The organism is Pseudomonas sp. NPDC087598, assembly GCF_044743525.1.
Classification (GTDB): domain Bacteria; phylum Pseudomonadota; class Gammaproteobacteria; order Pseudomonadales; family Pseudomonadaceae; genus Aquipseudomonas.
Genome location: NZ_JBIUWQ010000005.1, coordinates 117,403 through 134,845 on the forward strand (window position 1 = coordinate 117,403; position 17,443 = coordinate 134,845).

A 17,443-nucleotide genomic window follows, 5' to 3' on the forward strand; every position below is an offset into this window, starting at 1 on the left:
TACAAACCCGACAAAAGGTTGAAACGATTGTTTGACGCCAAAATGATGGCCATCTAATATCGCGCCACTATTTTGATGTCACTTTCCGTCTCGAGGGATCGAACATGTACCCACCCGTCCTCGTGACGAGGTTGTGCGTAGCTTTGCTGTGCCTGTCTCCGCTCCAGAGTGCTTTCGCGGCACCCACCCCTGGTGAAACCGACCTCATTCGCGAACGACAGAATCGCTTGCTCGAAGAGCAGCAGCGACGCCTCGAAGAACTCAAGGATTTGCCCGGCAAGGAGGTCAAACCTGCGCAACCGGCAGCGCCGACCGATACCCGTTGCTTCCCGATCAAAGACATTGAGCTCAAGGGCGCCGACAGCCTTTCGGAGAGCGCCAGGACTCGTCTGCTCAAACCCTACATCGGTGAATGCCTCGGCGTGCCGCAGCTCAACGAGTTGCTTAAAGTCATCACCGACTACTACATCGAAAAAGGCCTGGTCACCAGCCGCGCCTATCTGCCGCAACAGGATTTGTCCGGCGGGCACCTGAAAGTGCTGGTGGTCGAAGGCAAACTCGAAGGCCTCAAGGGCGCCGAGAACAGCAAACTCTCGGATCGCGAACTGGCCATGGCGTTTCCCGGCAAGACTGGTGAACTGGTCAACCTGCGCGAGATCGAGCAAATGGTCGATCAGCTCAATCGCCTGCCGTCCAATCAGGCAAAAATGGAGCTGGCACCGGGGCAGAACGTCGGTGGCAGCGAAGTGCTGGTCACCAACACGCCACAGAAACCGTGGCGCGTTGGCCTGTCGCGCAACAACGATGGCCAGCGCAGCACTGGCGAACAGCAGTGGGGCACGACGTTCGATTGGGACAGCCCGTTGGGTCTGGCCGATCAGTTGAGCCTGCGCGGTGGTCACGATGCGATGACCGATCACCAGCACACCTCCAACAACGCCATGCTCAGCTACAACGTGCCGTGGGGCTGGTGGAACTTCAACTACACCTACAGCCAGAGCGAGTACCGCTCGCAAATCGCCGCCAACCTCTACAACTTCAAGCAGACCGGCGACAGCGAAAACCATCAGTTTCGCGCCGAACGCGTGATCCATCGCGACTCGGTCAGCAAGACGTCTCTCAGCGCCGGTCTGTCGTACCTGCGCACCAACAACTTCATCGAAGACAGCAAACTCAAACTGAGCAGCAACCGCATCAGCGAAGCGCAGTTCGGTTTCAACCACGGTCGCCGCGTCGGCAGTGCCTTCATCAACTTCGACGCCGGGATGCAGGAAGGCATCGGAGCCTTTGACGCGCAAGGCAGCCACGATCCGGGACCGGGCGAACCCGACGCACGCTACCGCAAATACACCGCGACCCTGAGCTACTTGCAGCCGTTCAAACTCTGGGGCGAATCGTTCAGCTTCAGCAGCCTGATGACCGGTCAGCGCAGTGAGGACGTGCTGTTCAGTTCGCAGCGCACCAGCCTCGGCGGCTCGTCGTCGATTCGTGGCTACAAGGACCAGTCACTGGCGGGCGACAGCGGTGGCTACTGGCGCAATGACTTGCGCTGGACGCGTCCGGTGACTGTCGAGTGGCTGCAACCGGTGTTCTCCGAATACGGCACCAGCCTGGGCTACGACCAGGGCGTGATACAGAACGGTCGCTACAACGGCGATCAGCACGGCCGCATGTCGAGCAACTCGCTGGACCTGTTCGCCCGTGGCCAGCACATGTCCGCCGGTGTGACATTTGCCCACTCTCTGGAACGACCGGATGCGCTCACCGAGCGCGAAGCACCGATCTATTTCCGCCTGGAATTCTTCCTCTAAAACTGCCCGCCCCGAGATTCTGACATGGACATTCGTCAACTGGCCTTTCTGGCTGGTCAGCCTGCTGCTGCCGAAAAAAACTGCGAGCACTTTCTGGGCATGCCCAAGCGCGGCCTGGCATTTCTCTTGGCGAACGTCATGTTCTGGCAACCGATGTGGGCGCAGGCCGACGGCATTGTCGTGGCCAACCCGAACACCTCGCTGGATCGCGCCGGCAATGGCGTGCCGATCATCAACATCGCCACGCCCAATGGCAGCGGGCTGTCGCACAACCAGTTCCACGATTACAACGTCGGTGCGCAGGGGCTGATCCTCAACAACGGCTCGACGCAGAATAATCTCACCCAGCTGGGCGGGCACATCATCGACAACCCGAACCTGAAAAACAGCGGTTCGGCGCAGACGATTCTCAACGAAGTCATCAGCGGCAATCCGAGCCAGCTACGCGGCTACACCGAAGTGGCGGGGCAGTCGGCACGCGTGATCGTCGCCAACCCTTATGGCATTACCTGCAACGGTTGCGGTTTCATCAACGCGCCACGGGTGACGTTGAGCACCGGCAAACCGGTGCTCGACAACGGTCGACTGGATCGTTTCCAGGTCGATCAGGGCAGCGTCGCCATCGAAGGTACCGGTCTTAACGCAACCAACGTCGACCGCTTCGAAATCATCACCCGCAGCGCAAAGATCAACGCACAGCTTCAGGCGCAGAATCTGACGATCGTCGCCGGGCGCAACGACGTAAACGCGCAGACTTTGAGCGCCACCGCCCGCGCCGATGACGGCAGCGCCAAACCGCAACTGGCCATCGACTCCTCGGCGCTGGGTGGCATGTACGCCGGGGCGATCAAACTGGTCGGCACCGAGGCCGGGGTCGGGGTGAAACTCGACGGCAAACTGATTGCCAGCGGCGGCGATATTCAGCTCGATGCCAATGGTCAACTGAGCCTGGCCGACACCTCGGCCACCGGCGCAGTCAACGTCAAAGCCGCCAGCCTCGAAACTCGCGGCCCGGTCTACGCCGGCACCGCACTGAACGTGCAGACCCAGGGCAACCTGAGCAACCGCCAGACCCTCGCCGCCCGCGACAGCATCAACCTCAGTGCCGGCGGCCAGTTGACGAACGCGGGTGCTATCGACGCGGGCGTCAATGCTGACGGCAGCCGCAACGCCAGCGGTGATCTGAGCCTGACTGCGCAGAGCCTCGACAACAGCGGAAAAAACCTGACCGCCAGCCGCAATCTGACGGTCAATACCGCGCAGACCCTGAACAACCAGAGCGGCGAAATTTCCAGCGGCGGCATGACTCATGTGACTGCCGGTACGGTGAATAACCGTAGCGGACAGATCCTCGGCGATCTGGGGCTGACCATCGACCTCCGTGGCGCTCTCGATAACCGTAACGGTGTGCTCGGTTCCGGCCAATCAGTCACTTTCAAAGGGGCCAGCCTGGATAACCGCGAGAGCGGTGTAGTGGTCAGCGACGGCGGTATGACTTTGCGCGTCAGCGGTTTGCTCGACAACCGCGACAAAGGTGAAATCACCGCCAAGGGTGCCATCGACGGGCAAATTGGCAGCCTTGACAATCGTGCCGGAAAAGTCATCGGCAAAAGCACTTTGGCACTGCGTGGCGATACCGCGGATAACCGTGGCGGCGTGATTCAGGCTGACCAGCAACTGGCGGTAAACGTCGACCGTGTGGACAACCGCGACAAAGGCGTGGTCAGCGGCAAGGCCGATATCGCCTATACAGGCACGCGTCTGGACAACCGCGGCGGTCTGGTCAGCGCAGTTGGCCCGGTCAGTTTGAACGCCAGTGAGGTACAAAACGCCGCGGGCCGAATCTCCAGTCAGAGTGACCTCAGCGCAACCATCGGCGTGTTGCAACAGCAGGGTGGTGCACTGGTCGCGCAGGGCAATCTGAACCTTACCGGCAAGGCTCTCGATAACCGCAATGGCGGTATGGTGGGCGCTAAAAAAGCGCTGACTTTGAATGTCGACGAAATCGACAATCGCAGCGGCGAAATCTCCAGCAGCCTGTTGCTGAACATTACGAGCCAGCGTCTGGATAACAGTGATGCAGGCAAAGTTCTCGCCGAGACTGACCTCGCTCTTGACGTTGCCAAATTGATCAACCAGAGCAAAGGCCTGATCAACGCCAAAGGCGTAGCGACTCTCACCGGTAGCATTCTGGACAATAGCGCGGGTCGTTTCGACAGCCTCAAAGGGCTGGTCATTACCCTCGACGATGCCTTGATCAACACGCAAGGGGTCATCAGCAGCGAAGGCACGCTGACGGCCAATGTCGGACGCATCGACAATAGCGCTGGCAGCCTGAGCAGCGCCGGCACTCTGAAGATCACCAGCCGTGGCGCCGTGATCAACCAGGCCGGTTCGATCAGCACCGACAGCACTTTGACCTTCAGCAGCGGTCGTCTGGACAACAGCCAGAAAGGCCTGCTGGTCGGCAAAGGCAACAGCCGGATCGATACCGCCGACCTCGACAACAGTCAGGGCGGGAAGATCACCAGTGAAGCTTCTCTGCAGCTCAAAGCCGCTCAGGTCAATAACGCCGCTGGCCGAATCGCCAGCCAGCAAGCGCTGGACGTGTCGGTCACCGGCCTCGATCAGCAAGGCGGCGAACTGTTCAGCAAGAGCAACCTGATTCTTGATCTGAACAACGGCCAGTTGAACAACCAGAAGGGGTTGATCAACGCTCCCGGCACGCTGTTGCTGAAAAATCTCAATGGCGTAAACAACCAGGGCGGTGAAATCTCCAGTCAGAAAGCGTTCGAGATTGCGGCTCATGACCTGGACAACAGCAACGGCAAGCTGATCAGTCAGCAGGGGCTGACGCTGCGTATTGCGCAGGCGTTGAACAACCTCAAAGGCAGTCTTTCCGGCACATCGCTGGACATCCATAGCGACAGCCTCGACAACCACGAAGGCCTGATCAGCAGTCGTGGCGATTTGCTGCTGACGACCGACAAGACCTTGGATAACCAGCTCGGTACAGTCATCGCCGACGCAAAACTCACGCTCACGGCAGACACGCTGGATAACCGTAGCGGCAGCATCGCCGGCAAGTCCGATGCCACGGTCAAGGCCGGAAAACTCGATAACCAGAAAGGTAAACTGGTCGCCACTGGCGCACTCCAGGTCGACGCGAATGTGCTCGATAACCGTCAGGCGGGTTTGCTCGGTGCGAGCAAAGACCTGACCTTGACGGTCGATGATCTGGACAACCGTGGCGGCGAAATCAGCACCAACGGCAATCTGCTGGTGACGGGCAAAAAGCTCGACAACAGCGACGCAGGCAAGATCTCCAGCGGCAGCGCGTTGACCCTGACCGTCAATGAACTGATCAATCGCAACAAAGGCCTGATCAACGCCAGCACACTACTGACTCTGCAAGGGCAGTCGTTGACCAACAGCGGCGGCGAATTGCTCAGCCAGCAAAACCTGCAACTGACCCTCAGTGGCGCATTCGATAACACCCAAGGCAAAGTCAGCAGCGAAGGCACTTTGGGCGTCAAGACAGCCCAACTGACCAACACTCAGGGCAGTCTTTCCAGTGCCGAGGATCTGACCCTCGGCAGCGCCGGCAGCGTCAATAACCAGGGCGGAAAAATCGTCACCGACGGTGCGCTCGTGCTCACCAGCGGCAGCCTCGATAACCGCCAGAAAGGCACGCTCAGTGGTAAAGGTGCGGTCACCGTCGTTACCGGTGCTTTCGATAACAGCACCGGTTCGCTGAGCAGCGCCAACACCCTCAACCTCGTCGCCGGTCAGGTCACCAACAACGATGCCGGCAGTATAGGCAGTCAGGCTGCGCTGACCGCATCGGTTGCGGGCCTCGATCAACAGGGCGGCAAGCTGTTCAGCAACTCCAGCCTGAGCCTCGATCTGAACAACGGCCAGTTGAACAACCAGAGCGGTCTGATCAACTCGCCAGGTGCGCTGCTGCTCAAGCAACTCAACGGCGTCAACAACCAGGGCGGCATCATTTCCAGCGGTGAAGCGTTCACCCTGGCCGCGCAATATCTGGACAACAGCAACGGCAAACTCTTGAGCAATCAGGGCCTGACCTTGCGCATCGCCAAGGCGCTGGACAACGTCAAAGGCCTGATCGGCGCTGAGTCGATCGATGTGCAGTCCGCGAGTCTTAATAACAGCGAGGGCAAACTGGTCAGCCGAGGTGATTTTGACCTGACTGTTGATGGCTTGCTGCGCAACGATGGCAAAGGCCTGATCAGCGCAGTGCAGTCGCTGCGCATGGGCAGCGCCGAACTGAACAACCGCGACGGTGGTTTGATCAACAGCCATGGCGACCTGGCGCTGACTGCCACGCACCTCGATTCCAGCAACGCTGGCGAAGTCTCCGCCAGTGGTGACTTCGATCTGAAATTGACCTCGCTGACCCAGAATGGCGGACGCCTGATGGGCGACAAATCCGTGACTGTAGATCTGGCCAATGGCGACCTCGACAATCAAAACGGTTTGCTCACCGCCAAAGGTCCACTGACCCTCAAGCGCCTGCGTGACCTCAACAACCAGAGCGGTGAAGTCTCCAGCAACCTCGGTTTTGACCTGATTGCTCAAGCGCTCAACAACACCTCCGGCAAAATCATCAGCGGTGAAAAACTGCTGGTGCGCGGCACCGGTCTGATTAACCAGAAAGGCCTGATCTCCGGCTGGCAAGGTCTGACGGTCAACGGTAATAGCCTGGACAACCGCGACGGCGGCACATTGTCCAGCAAGTCCTCTGACATAACGGTTGACCTTAAAGACGCGCTGCTCAATAGCGGCGCCGGTGCTGTAGTCGCTCAAGGCAATTTGAACATCAAGGCCGGCAGCCTCGACAACAGCAACAAAGGCAATCTCAGCAGTGGCGCGGGACAGACTTTGACCCTGAGCGGCACACTCAATAACAACCAAAACGGCCTGATTGCCAGTGGCGCGGCGCTGGATATCGTCAGCACGGCGTTGACCAATGCCGGCGGTGCCGTTAACGCCCAACAGGCAATCAATGTCACGGCTTCGCGCCTGGACAACAACGCTGGTCAGATTGCCGCTAACGGCGCGATCACCCTCGACCTGAGCGGCGACCTGAACAACAACGCGGGCAAACTGGCCGGTACTGGTGCGCTGCTGATCAAGGGCGTGACCGATCTGCGCAACCAGAATGGCCAGCTCGCCAGCCAGAGCACTCTGGACGTGCGCACCGGCTCGCTGGATAACAGCAACAAGGGCACTCTCGCCGCCAATGATCAGTTGCAAATCACCGCGACTGGCACTGTCAAAAACAATGCTGACGGCCTGATCTACAGCAAGAACGCCGATGTTCAGCTGAACGCGGCCAGCCTGCTCAACGGCAAAGGTTCGATCCAGAGCGATAAGGCACTGACGCTTGAAGTCACCGGCGACTTCGATAACCAGAGCGGTAAAGTCATCGCGCAAAACGGCAACGTCTTCATCAAGGCTGCCAACATCGACAACCGCGGCGGCACGCTCTCCAGCATCAAAGGTGCATTGGAGGCGCGCACGGTTGGCGTTCTGCGCAACGGTTTCGACCTGAACAACAACCGTCAGGGCGGCATCATTCAGGCACAGAGCCTGACGCTGTCGGCATTGGCGGGCATGAGCAACAACGGTGGACGGATCTCGGCACAAGCAGGCGACAGCAGCATTACCACTGCGGCGCTGGATAACGCCAATGGTGTGCTTTATGCGAAAGGACTGTTGGGCGTCATCGGCGCAAGTCTGGACAACACCAGCGGACAAATCGCCGCCAACCGCATTGACTTCGGCCTCAGTGGCGCGTTGAGCAACGGCGCGGGCGTGATCGAAAGCGATAGCCAACTGACCGTCAAAGCGGCCAGCGTCGACAACCAGAACGGTCGTCTGCGTTCGCTGGGCAATACCGGCAAGACTCTGTTCCAGATCGGTGGTTTGCTCGACAACCGCAATGGCGTGCTTGAAACCGCCAATACCGACATGACCCTTGCCGTTGGCGGTTTCCTCAACGCCGGCGGGCAACTCAACCACGTCGGACGCGGCAAGTTCGACATCTCCACCGCCAATGTCATCGGCGCTGGCGGCAGCATCGTCACGGGTGGGCTGCTGGAGCTCAACGCCGACAGCTGGAGCAACTCCAGCGTCATTCAGGCCGGTCGCCTGAACGTCAACGTCGGACAATTCAGCCAGACGTCCAGCGGCAAATTGTTGGCTTCCGACTCCTTGCAGATCCGTGGCGGCAACTGGACCAACGACGGCTTGATCGCCAGTGATGGCATCCTCGATATGCAGATCGGTGGAACCTATGCCGGCAGCGGCCGCTTGACCAGTCAGCGCGGCGCTTACCTTTCCGCCGCGCAGATGAACGTCGCGGCGGGCGGCAGTTTCGCGGTGGGCGCCGCGTCGACCGTCAATGTCGGCGGGCAGCTCACCAACGCCGGGCGCATGACCTCCAGCGAAGACCTGACGATCAACGCGGGCAGTGTTGCCAACTACGGCACCTTGGGCGCGGCGCAGAACCTCATCATCAATACGCCTTCGCTGCTCAATGATCGTGGGCTGATTTTCAGCGGCAACAACATGACCCTCGGCGTCAGCACGCTGACCAACCAGTACGGTGATTTCTACGGTCTGGGCGATGTGGTGATCGGCGGGTATGGCGGCGCGGCGCGAGCAGCGGGGGTGTACAACATTTCCGGCTCGATGGAGAGCGGGGGCGGGTTTACGCTCAGTGCCGACGTGTTTGAAAACCGCACCGAAGGGCCGACGGCGTCTGTTGAACGCAAACTCATTTCCGGGTTCATCGCGGCAACGTGTGGTGACTGCGTTGGCGGCACGTTTAACAACTTCCTTGCCAGCCGCGAGACTTATCAATTCTTCGACACCGATACCAGCGCCTCGGCGATGTTCAACGTCGGCAAGGATTTTACGTTCACCGGCGGCACGTTCCTCAACAGCAAAAGCACGGTAGCGGCGGGTGGCAACATCACCATCACCGCCGACAGCTTGAAGAACATTGGCGCCAAGAGCGGGACCGTCGAAGTCACGCGTCAGTACAACTTCGAAATGGGCACGGGCAGCACGGCGCAATTCATGGCCAACGTGATCATGCCGTACAACCAGCGCAACAACCCTGATTTCCCGTTTATGTACTACGTCATCGCGCCGGAGGGGCTGATCCGTAAAGCGATCGCCAAAACCGTGGGCAATGGCATCGTCATCGTCGACGCCGAGACCGGCGAAAACGTCGGTAGTCGCAAATATGGCCGGGCCATGTCTGGATTCAGCGCGGGCTTTGAGACGTCAACGCCGTCGATGTATGACCCGAATAATTTGCTGGCCTTACCGAGTGAACTGGCGCCTTACCAGAGCCGCGTTGCAGTCGAAAACGAGGTTAACAGCACCGGTGCAGTTGATACCAATAACTCGCGCAACGCTGTGATTCAGGCAGGCGGCAACGTCTCGATCAACGCAGCCAGGGAAGTAGTAAACAGTGTCGTCCGTGGGGACTACGCCCCAAGTGGCGGTACCAATAAAGTTGCTGATACCAAAGTCGGAAATACCGGCACCACAGTCGTTCACATTAACAGCCAACTGCCGCCTGACCTCGCTCAGCAACAAGTCAACCCGCTGAGCTTGCCGGGCTTCTCTCTGCCGACCGGTGAAAACGGTTTGTTCCGTTTGAGCAGCCAAGGCACCAGCAACGCTGCATCGTCTGGCAACACTCGCCCTGCGCCAACCTGGACTGTCGGCACTGAAGCGGTCAATGCTCAGGACCACATGGTCGTTGGCACCAGCGGCGGCCCGCGCAACTTGTTTATCGATTCTCCTGCTCAGGTATCCGACAGCACTCGCGCAGTGGATACGTTCCACCGGGACCCGAGTGTGGTCAAGGCTGTCGCCAGCACTGTCGATGTCAATGTGCTGCTGAGTTCCGCTGGCCCTGGCATGAAAGACCGAGGCAACGACGCCAAAGAGTCGATCGACACCCGTCCGGTCACGCGTGTCACTGGCCTGCCAGACACCACCGCGCCATCGAACCCGCACAAATACCTGATCGAAACCAACCCGGTACTCACCGACCTCAAGTCGTTCATGAGCTCCGACTACCTGCTGGAAAAACTCGGCTACAACCCCGACCAGAGCGCCAAGCGTCTGGGCGACGGTCTCTACGAACAGCGCCTGATCCAGCAAGCCGTGACCGCCCGCACCGGGCAGGCCTTCCTCGACGGCCAGACCTCCAACGAGGCCATGTTCAAGTATCTGATGAACAACGCCGTCGCCAGCAAGGACGCGCTCAACCTGTCGGTCGGTGTCGGACTGACATCGCAGCAAGTCGCCGCGCTGACCCACGACATCGTCTGGCTCGAAGAACACGAAGTGAACGGCGAAAAAGTCCTGGTGCCAGTGGTGTATCTGGCGCAAGCCAATGGCCGCCTCGGCCCGACCGGTGCGTTGATCGCCGGTAACGATGTGACGCTGATTGCCGGTGAAAACCTTGAGAACGTCGGCACGCTCAAGGCCACCAACAACCTGTCCGCCACGGCGGGCAAGGATCTGGTCAACAGCGGTTCGATCGAGGCGGGCAACCGTCTGGATCTGCTGGCGACCAACAGCATCGTCAACAAGGCCGGCGGCATCATTGCCGGCAAGGACGTGAGCCTGACCACGCGTACCGGCGATGTGATCAACGAGCGGACCATCACTTCGATGGACGACCAGTACGGCTCCGTCACCCGGCATCAGGACTTTGCCGACAACGCAGCGCGGATCGAGGCGGCCAATGACCTGACCGTCAAAGCGGCCAACGACATCAACATCGTCGGCGGCGTGCTGAAAAGTGGTCAGGACATGGTGTTGAACGCGGGGCGCGACGTCAACGTGTCGTCTGTGCAAGTCAACAACAGCGTTTCGTTGGGTTCAAGGTCGAGCAAAAGCGACATCACCCAACTGGCGGCTGAAATCGATGCCGGGCGTGATTTCAAGGTTGAGGCCAAGCGCGATATCAATGTGATTGCCAGTGAGATTGATGCCAAGCGTGATGTGGTGATGAAAGCTACCGAGAATCTGGTCATCACCTCGGCGGCGGATGAAGAACACTCCAAATCCAGGAACAAAAAAGAGAAGCGCCAAGAGGATCATGTCAGTCAGGTCATGTCCGGTATTACGGCGGGCGGCGACGTCAAGCTGGATGCGGGTAAAGACCTCAGTGTGATCTCCAGTCGGGTTACTGCTGGCGATGAAGCCTATCTCGTTGCGGGAGACCGTCTAGAACTCCTGGCCGCGCAAGATACGGACTACTCGCTCTATGACATGAAGAAAAAAGGCAGCTTCGGCAAGTTGAAGATGCAGCACGATGAGGTGACCGACACCAAGTACGTCGGCACGGAAATCAAGACCGGCGGCAATCTCTCGTTGGTCAGCAAAGGTGACCAGCTCTATCAAGTGGCGAAGCTCGACAGCGGCAAGGACATCGTTCTCGACAGTGGCGGCTCCATCACCTTTGAAGGGGTGAAGGATCTGCATGATGAGAACCATACCAAGACCAACAACAACGCTGGATGGGCATCCTCGAAAGGGCGCGGTAACACCGACGAAACCCTGCGTCAAACCCAGATGATCGCCAAGGGCAACATTGTTATCAAGGCAGTCGATGGCCTGAAAATCGACATTAAGGAAGTTAATCAGCAATCCGTAAGCCAGACCATCGACGCTATGGTCAAGGCTGATCCGCAACTGGCTTGGCTGAAGGATGCTGAGGCTCGCGGTGATGTCGATTGGCGGCGGGTGAAGGAAATCCATGAGTCGTTCAAGTATGAAAACTCAGGAGTCGGCCCTGCTGCGCAAATAGCAATCGCGATCATGATGTCTTTTGTCATGGGACCAGCTGGTCTGGGCTTGGTGGGCGGTGGCTTCGGTGGTGCAGTGGCCACAAGCCTGGCAACTACGGGTGTTACCAGTACGATTAGCAATAAGGGGGATTTGGGCGCTGCATTTAAGGAGACCTTCAGCGCCAACAGCCTGAAGAACGCTGCCATTGCAGGATTTACGGCGGACTTCCTCAATTACGCTGATGCGAATTGGTTTGCGGCTGGAGGCAGCAAAACTGCAAATATTCTGACCAGTAGCAACTTTACCGACGTCGCCATCCGTACGACTGGTCGCGCGATTATCTCCAGTGGTGTTTCCACCACTATTGGTGGCGGTAGCTTTGGCTCCAACTTTGGAGCGGCGTTAATGGGTGAGGCAAGCAGCGTCGCCATGGCAACCGGATTCAATTTTGTTGGCGATAACACAATCAAATTCCCGGAAGGCGGCGTAGTAAAAGTTGTAGCGCATGCGTTGATGGGTGGCTTGCTTTCCCAGGCAACGGGTGGGGATTTTGCGACAGGTGCGGCGGCAGCCGGTTTGAACGAAGCGGCGATGAAAGCGTTGGTGACGTTCGCCGGTGGCAACGACGAATTGCACTTGATGTTGTCGCAGTTGACAGGGCTCCTTGCCGCCGCGGCGGTGGATGGAGATCTCCAGCAGGGGGCAAATATTGCGAAGAACGCCACCCAATTCAACTGGCTGCTACATAAAGAGGTTGCAGAGGCGGATAGAGCTAGAGCAGCGTGTGGATCGGGAAATGGAGCGCAGGCGTGTCGGGACAATATTACCCGGGCAATAGCAGAATTGGATGCCGCTAGACTTCGTGATATGGAGGAGTTTGGGCGTAAGATTCAGCTACAAGCACTACAAGAAGGATGGACGCTCGAGCAATTCAAAGAAGCCAAGGCCAGTTATTTTTCAGGTATTGATCGAAAAGAGCTTACAACTGTTTACCCCCCATCGACGGACCCCGGGTTTCTGGCCAGAGAAGGGGGGATTGCCGTTCGTGACGGAGCGGTTGTTTTGCCAGATGAGGCAGTCAAGTCAGCGCAATCTTGGTGGAAGGCTGTCTCATCACCTTTCGACACGATTGGTGCAATCGCAAGTGGTATTGGTGGGTTAGCGTTGGGGTTTAAGGACTGGATTACCAGTCCGATCCCGTCGCATACGCTGGAAAAACAGTTCGATAAAGTAGCGACCGCCTCCGCCCAACAGTTGGGTGGCATAGTTTTTGACGCAGTGACCGGGTTTGCTACTGCTTATATTGGTGGGAAAGCTGTTCAGTGGATTGGTGGGAAGTGGGTTGACGCAAAAAGTGCACCGGGGACGGGAGGAACCAAGGCTGTAACCGAGCTGGAGAAGGAGGGGGCAGCCGGAACGCCAAATGCAGGTCAGTCAACCCTTCCATCGTGGTATCGCGAAGAGAGTTCGGCAGGCGCCTCCTTTGTTAAAAAAGGCGAACTGCCAGACGGGTACCGCTATGTACTGAATACCAGAACAGGTAATGCCGAAGTTTTAGCTCCAGACGGCCAGTTGTTTTTCAATACTGGGAATGGATTGAAGCCGAAGGTGGGCGGTAATCTTGCTGAATTGGCGGATGCTGAGCGGCGGATTGATGGTGCAAAAGCTAGCGTGGATGCGCCCAAGGGTGGGTTTGGGCCTACTTATCGGCCAGCAGATAGCGACCAATTTGAAAAGATTCTGACTTCGTATTACGGTAGGGATAAAACTGGCAGCAGGGTCGGTAACGGCGGATTGGCTGACGCTGTGCGTTATGAGAAAGCTACAGGCGACATGTTGTCTCCTGCTGGGCATGAGCAAAAAGCCATCGAGGTCAGTAATAGACTAAGTGATCTAGTTCGAAATGCTGACAATCAACCACCCGGCAAATACCCTTACAGTCAGCGGGATATTGATTTTGCTAAACTGCTAATAAAGGATATCGACAATGCTCTTAGCCGATGAGTGCTTCAGAAAGTTTGTACTGTGGTTGGTCTCTTTACCCTTCTTTTCTGCTGAGGCTCTGGAGGCTTCATTGAAAGAGTTAGGCGGGGTGGGTGGTATTATTGAGAACTCATACTACATATCCGCGTACGAGTTTTTAGGTTGCACTTTGGTGCAAAAAAATTCATTTGAACACATATTGGAGTTTCTTCGGGGTTTCGAGTTGGAATTGAGTGAGAATCCTGAGTATCGGTACTATTTTGTTGAGTCTATAGTCGACCATTCTCTGGTTCGTGGTGATGATCTCGAGACGTTAATAAGTGCGGCGCCTGACAACTACAAAACATTTTTGCGTAGACGGTTTTTGCCAAGGTAAGACTGGTTCGTTGGTGCAAAAGCAACTGGTGGCGCTGCCGGAAAGGTAGATGATCTAGCTGCTAGTGGCTTAAGTTCAGCGTCAAGCCTTCCAAGTGGAACAGGTCTTGTGGTTTCAAGGTCGGCTCAAGTGCAGACGACATCACTGCTATAAATTCACAGTTTGGCGGTTCGGTTTCATTCAGGATAAATGGGGACAGACCCTGAGGGATCCCCGATTTTTCTTACAGAAAATCAAGAAGTTGGAATATTGAAGAGACCTGCATGAGTCGGAAACTTGGTTTGCACCACACAAATACAAGAAACCGACCCCATGCAGGCCATCCGATTTTTACACAGAGCGCTCGCTCAAGCACTGCCCTCTATCCATTCTCGCCGCCTGACATCACTGATGAGTTGTGTCAGTTCGTTACTGCATGGACGTCGCCTGACGCTGACCGCTCTTGGTCGTTTCATGACGGGGCGCGCTTACCCCAAGCATTCGATCAAGCGCGTAGATCGGTTGCTGGGTAATCAACACTTGAGATCAGAGCGTCCATTGTTCTATTGGGTAATGCTTCGGGCATTGCTGGGTTCGTTGAAGCATCCTTTGATCCTGGTCGACTGGTCTCGAATTGACGCTTCAGGCACAGCCTTTTTGCTAAGAGCATCGATCCCTCTGGCGGGCCGCTCATTTCCTGTTTATGAAAGCGTTCACGAGCGCGAGAGCTGTCCCAAGTATCAAAACCGCCTACTCAAAACGCTGGCCGAATTTCTACCTGATAACTGCGTCCCGATTTTGGTCACCGACGCGGGTTTTCGGCGACCGTGGATGAAGGCTGTCGCCGCGCAGAGCTGGTTTTACGTCGCGCGGATAAGGAATCGCGAACTTTATCGTCGGGATCAAACTGACTGGCAACCGGTGAAGAAGCAAATTGGGACAGACCACGTTTAATCTAATTGGCTGAAATAATACGTAAAATTTTGTCGTCATTTTAGCCTTGCGACCCGCTAAGCTTTCAGTTCGATCAAGGTAAATGGGGACTAATCCAGAGCTGTATGAGGTGGACTTGGACGCAGTGAGGGCGCTTAAATGAGAGCGGTAATAGATAAAATTGTAACGGTTGTAGAACTAGATAATGGTGTCGTTTTTGAACGCTTTGTTAGTTGGGATGGAAGGCGCACTGGTTTTGAGGATGTCAAAAAATATATTCACGATTCAAAAGGGCGTGGCGTAGTAAGACGTCAGCAGTATTTGGTGCTGGATAACGGTGTGGAGGTTGATGTTTCAATACATGAAGCACTGCATATACTTCCTGATAGAACTGGGGTTTTAGGGGGATAAATGGGGACAGACCACGTTTAGAAAGCACTTTGAAACGTGGTCTGTCCCCGTATCCTCGTTCTGTCAATATTTTCGATAATGGTGGTGTAATTCGTCCAACCAAGAAAAAAGGAATCTGAGATGTTGCACGAAGAGCGCGTTACGTATGAAACCCTTAAATCATGGGCGCTGGAGTGCTATTACGAGGGATGCCGAGATCATGCGGTGACGAAGGGGTCGCCTCATGAGCAGATCCTGGGTTATGTCGATTATCAATTTGAAAACGTATTTGAACGCCCGGTAGAGAACTTCATGTGGCGGGTAATTTTGGTGGTTCTATCTGGTGGATGGCATCACGATTGGTGTTCCCGCACGCGCCAATTGCTTGAAGAGCAAATAACCAAAAATGGAATTGATAATATTTTGGCCGGAGTGCCTGCCGGTGAATTAGAGTCGTTTCGACATGACCTGAAAATTCTAAAGTTCATCTGAAGGGGTAAAAGGGCTGGGCTGGTAATTTTTAACAGTGCGTTGCCCCCTCCACCCCGCGTGGCGTTAGAGATTAGGGTGGAACTACGAAAACGCTATAGTTGACACCTGTGCAAACTGCAGTGTTACTTGGCGGGAGAAAAAGTGATGTCGCTGGATAGATACTGGCAGGCTGGTTTCGGACGAATGAATAAATGGGGGCAGACCACGTTTAGAAAGCACTCCGAAACCGTGGTCTGTCCCCGTTTTTCTATTGTCTGTCCCCGTTTTTCTAAAAATACTCGGGAGCGGGTTCAACAAGATGCGACGGATCTGTGCGGAGCAGTGTGCCGCGACACAAATGCACTGCGAGAAAATCTCAATAACCAAGGATATGACTCAAAACTCGTAGATGAGACAATTCAGAAAACCGTGGATCGAAATCGTGCAGCGGGAGTTATTAAATAATGAAGTTATGGTCTGACTGTATTCAATCTCTTGGGCAGGATGAGCATGGGCCGGTTGTTATAGATCTCTGGAGGAAAGTTCAAGAACCGCCAACTGTTTCCGAAACGCCGGACAGCTATAATGATCCGGATGGGAAAACAGTATTTTATAAGTTTATAAGATCCGGGTTGGAGTTTGGGTTTTGCTCAGGGAAATTAAATCATATCCATTTTTTTGTGCAGCCTCACGAGGGTTATTCGGCGTACAGTGCAGATGTGCTTGATCGCGTGGCTCAAGCTTGGGTAGCTCAAGATGTCGTGAGAGAATTAGGTCCTGCCGACAAGGGTGGGCCAGCCAAGGTCGATATGTTGATTGGCCTGATTCACCAGTGGAGTAAATATGAGCTACCTACGCATGACTTGCGGATGGAGTTTTCTGAAAATGGTCGATTGTGGAAAGTGACCTTGGTGGCGAAGTCTTAAAGTTGAATTTATGGAGCGAGGGCTGAAAAGGGGGGCGGGTTTATTTTTTATGGGAGATAAAGGAGACTGACCACGTTTAAAAGCACCCCGATAACGTGGCGAGGTGTGCTGACGGCATACGATAAGGTTTGGCCTGATGCTGATCTGTACAGATACTATGACGCGAGTAGTGATGCTTGGGAGAATAAATGGGGACAGACCACGTTTAGAAAGTACTCCGAAAACGTGGTCTGTCCCCGTTTTCCCCGAAAACGTAGTCTGTCCTCTTTCTACAAGTTAGAATACGTGCATGGGTGCCGAAATGAACGATGTTCTTAAAGAATTTGACATGCTTTGCGATAAATCTATGGCCGCGTTTGGCGAAGAGTTCGATATTTCGTATGAGATGTCAATGGTGAGAATTTTGGAATTTGTTAAGTCCAGCATTGAGCGGAGGGAGTTGTTTGTATCGCGATTTGAGGAGGTATTGATGTCTAATAACTCCCCGTTTGAAGTTGTGGCTTTCTGTATGCGGGAGTTGCAATGGCCTGAAATAAAAGAATTTGTAGTTTCGAAAATGAATCCCTCACAAGATCCGCGGAGTGAAGCACTGCGAGGTGTGCTGACGGCATACGATGAGGTTTGGCCTGATGCTGATCTGTACAGGTATTATGACGCGGGTAATGATGCTTGCGAACATTTGAGTATTAAAGTATTAGATCGTTAAAGTATTGTGTAAATGGGGG

7 protein-coding genes and 1 pseudogene are annotated in these 17,443 nt (G+C 55.7%); all 8 read left to right on the forward strand.

Annotation, left to right across the window (positions count from 1 at the left end):
• Window positions 1–104 precede the first annotated feature (104 nt).
• The 8 genes and pseudogenes from ACIOWE_RS04940 to ACIOWE_RS04975 all read left to right on the forward strand — a co-directional run bounded on the left by ACIOWE_RS04940 (window position 105) and on the right by ACIOWE_RS04975 (window position 17,424).
• On the forward strand, window positions 105–1,811 hold the full coding sequence (locus ACIOWE_RS04940; protein WP_401388059.1) for a ShlB/FhaC/HecB family hemolysin secretion/activation protein: 1,707 nt from the start codon (window positions 105–107) through the stop codon (window positions 1,809–1,811).
• A gap of 24 nt (window positions 1,812–1,835) precedes the next feature.
• Entirely contained in the window at window positions 1,836–13,664 is an 11,829-nt protein-coding gene (locus ACIOWE_RS04945; RefSeq protein ID WP_401388062.1) for a filamentous hemagglutinin N-terminal domain-containing protein, read from the forward strand.
• 667 nt (window positions 13,665–14,331) lie between these two features.
• A pseudogene (locus ACIOWE_RS04950) lies at window positions 14,332–14,925 on the forward strand (IS4 family transposase); the annotation flags it as partial.
• A gap of 165 nt (window positions 14,926–15,090) precedes the next feature.
• Window positions 15,091–15,342 (forward strand): hypothetical protein, encoded by a 252-nt coding sequence (locus ACIOWE_RS04955; RefSeq protein ID WP_401388065.1) that lies wholly within the window; start codon window positions 15,091–15,093, stop codon window positions 15,340–15,342.
• 120 nt (window positions 15,343–15,462) lie between these two features.
• Window positions 15,463–15,813, forward strand: coding sequence for a hypothetical protein (locus ACIOWE_RS04960; RefSeq protein ID WP_401388068.1), 351 nt, complete (start codon window positions 15,463–15,465; stop codon window positions 15,811–15,813).
• 144 nt (window positions 15,814–15,957) lie between these two features.
• Window positions 15,958–16,257: a hypothetical protein gene (locus ACIOWE_RS04965; RefSeq protein ID WP_401388071.1), complete on the forward strand. Its 300-nt coding sequence runs from the start codon at window positions 15,958–15,960 to the stop codon at window positions 16,255–16,257.
• Window positions 16,257–16,718, forward strand: coding sequence for a hypothetical protein (locus tag ACIOWE_RS04970; protein WP_401388074.1), 462 nt, complete (start codon window positions 16,257–16,259; stop codon window positions 16,716–16,718). Before ACIOWE_RS04965 ends, ACIOWE_RS04970 begins: the two co-directional genes overlap by 1 nt.
• A 301-nt stretch (window positions 16,719–17,019) precedes the next feature.
• Window positions 17,020–17,424, forward strand: coding sequence for a hypothetical protein (locus tag ACIOWE_RS04975; RefSeq protein ID WP_401388077.1), 405 nt, complete (start codon window positions 17,020–17,022; stop codon window positions 17,422–17,424).
• Window positions 17,425–17,443 lie beyond the last annotated feature (19 nt).

Excerpts from the sequence above, each read along its gene's own strand:
- ACIOWE_RS04975 (WP_401388077.1), top strand. The coding sequence starts at position 17,020 with ATGAACGATGTTCTTAAAGAATTTGACATGCTTTGCGATAAATCTATG.
- ACIOWE_RS04970 (WP_401388074.1), top strand. The coding sequence starts at position 16,257 with ATGAAGTTATGGTCTGACTGTATTCAATCTCTTGGGCAGGATGAGCAT.
- ACIOWE_RS04965 (WP_401388071.1), top strand. The coding sequence starts at position 15,958 with ATGTCGCTGGATAGATACTGGCAGGCTGGTTTCGGACGAATGAATAAA.
- ACIOWE_RS04955 (WP_401388065.1), top strand. The coding sequence starts at position 15,091 with ATGAGAGCGGTAATAGATAAAATTGTAACGGTTGTAGAACTAGATAAT.
- ACIOWE_RS04960 (WP_401388068.1), top strand. The coding sequence starts at position 15,463 with ATGTTGCACGAAGAGCGCGTTACGTATGAAACCCTTAAATCATGGGCG.
- ACIOWE_RS04940 (WP_401388059.1), top strand. The coding sequence starts at position 105 with ATGTACCCACCCGTCCTCGTGACGAGGTTGTGCGTAGCTTTGCTGTGC.
- ACIOWE_RS04945 (WP_401388062.1), top strand. The coding sequence starts at position 1,836 with ATGGACATTCGTCAACTGGCCTTTCTGGCTGGTCAGCCTGCTGCTGCC.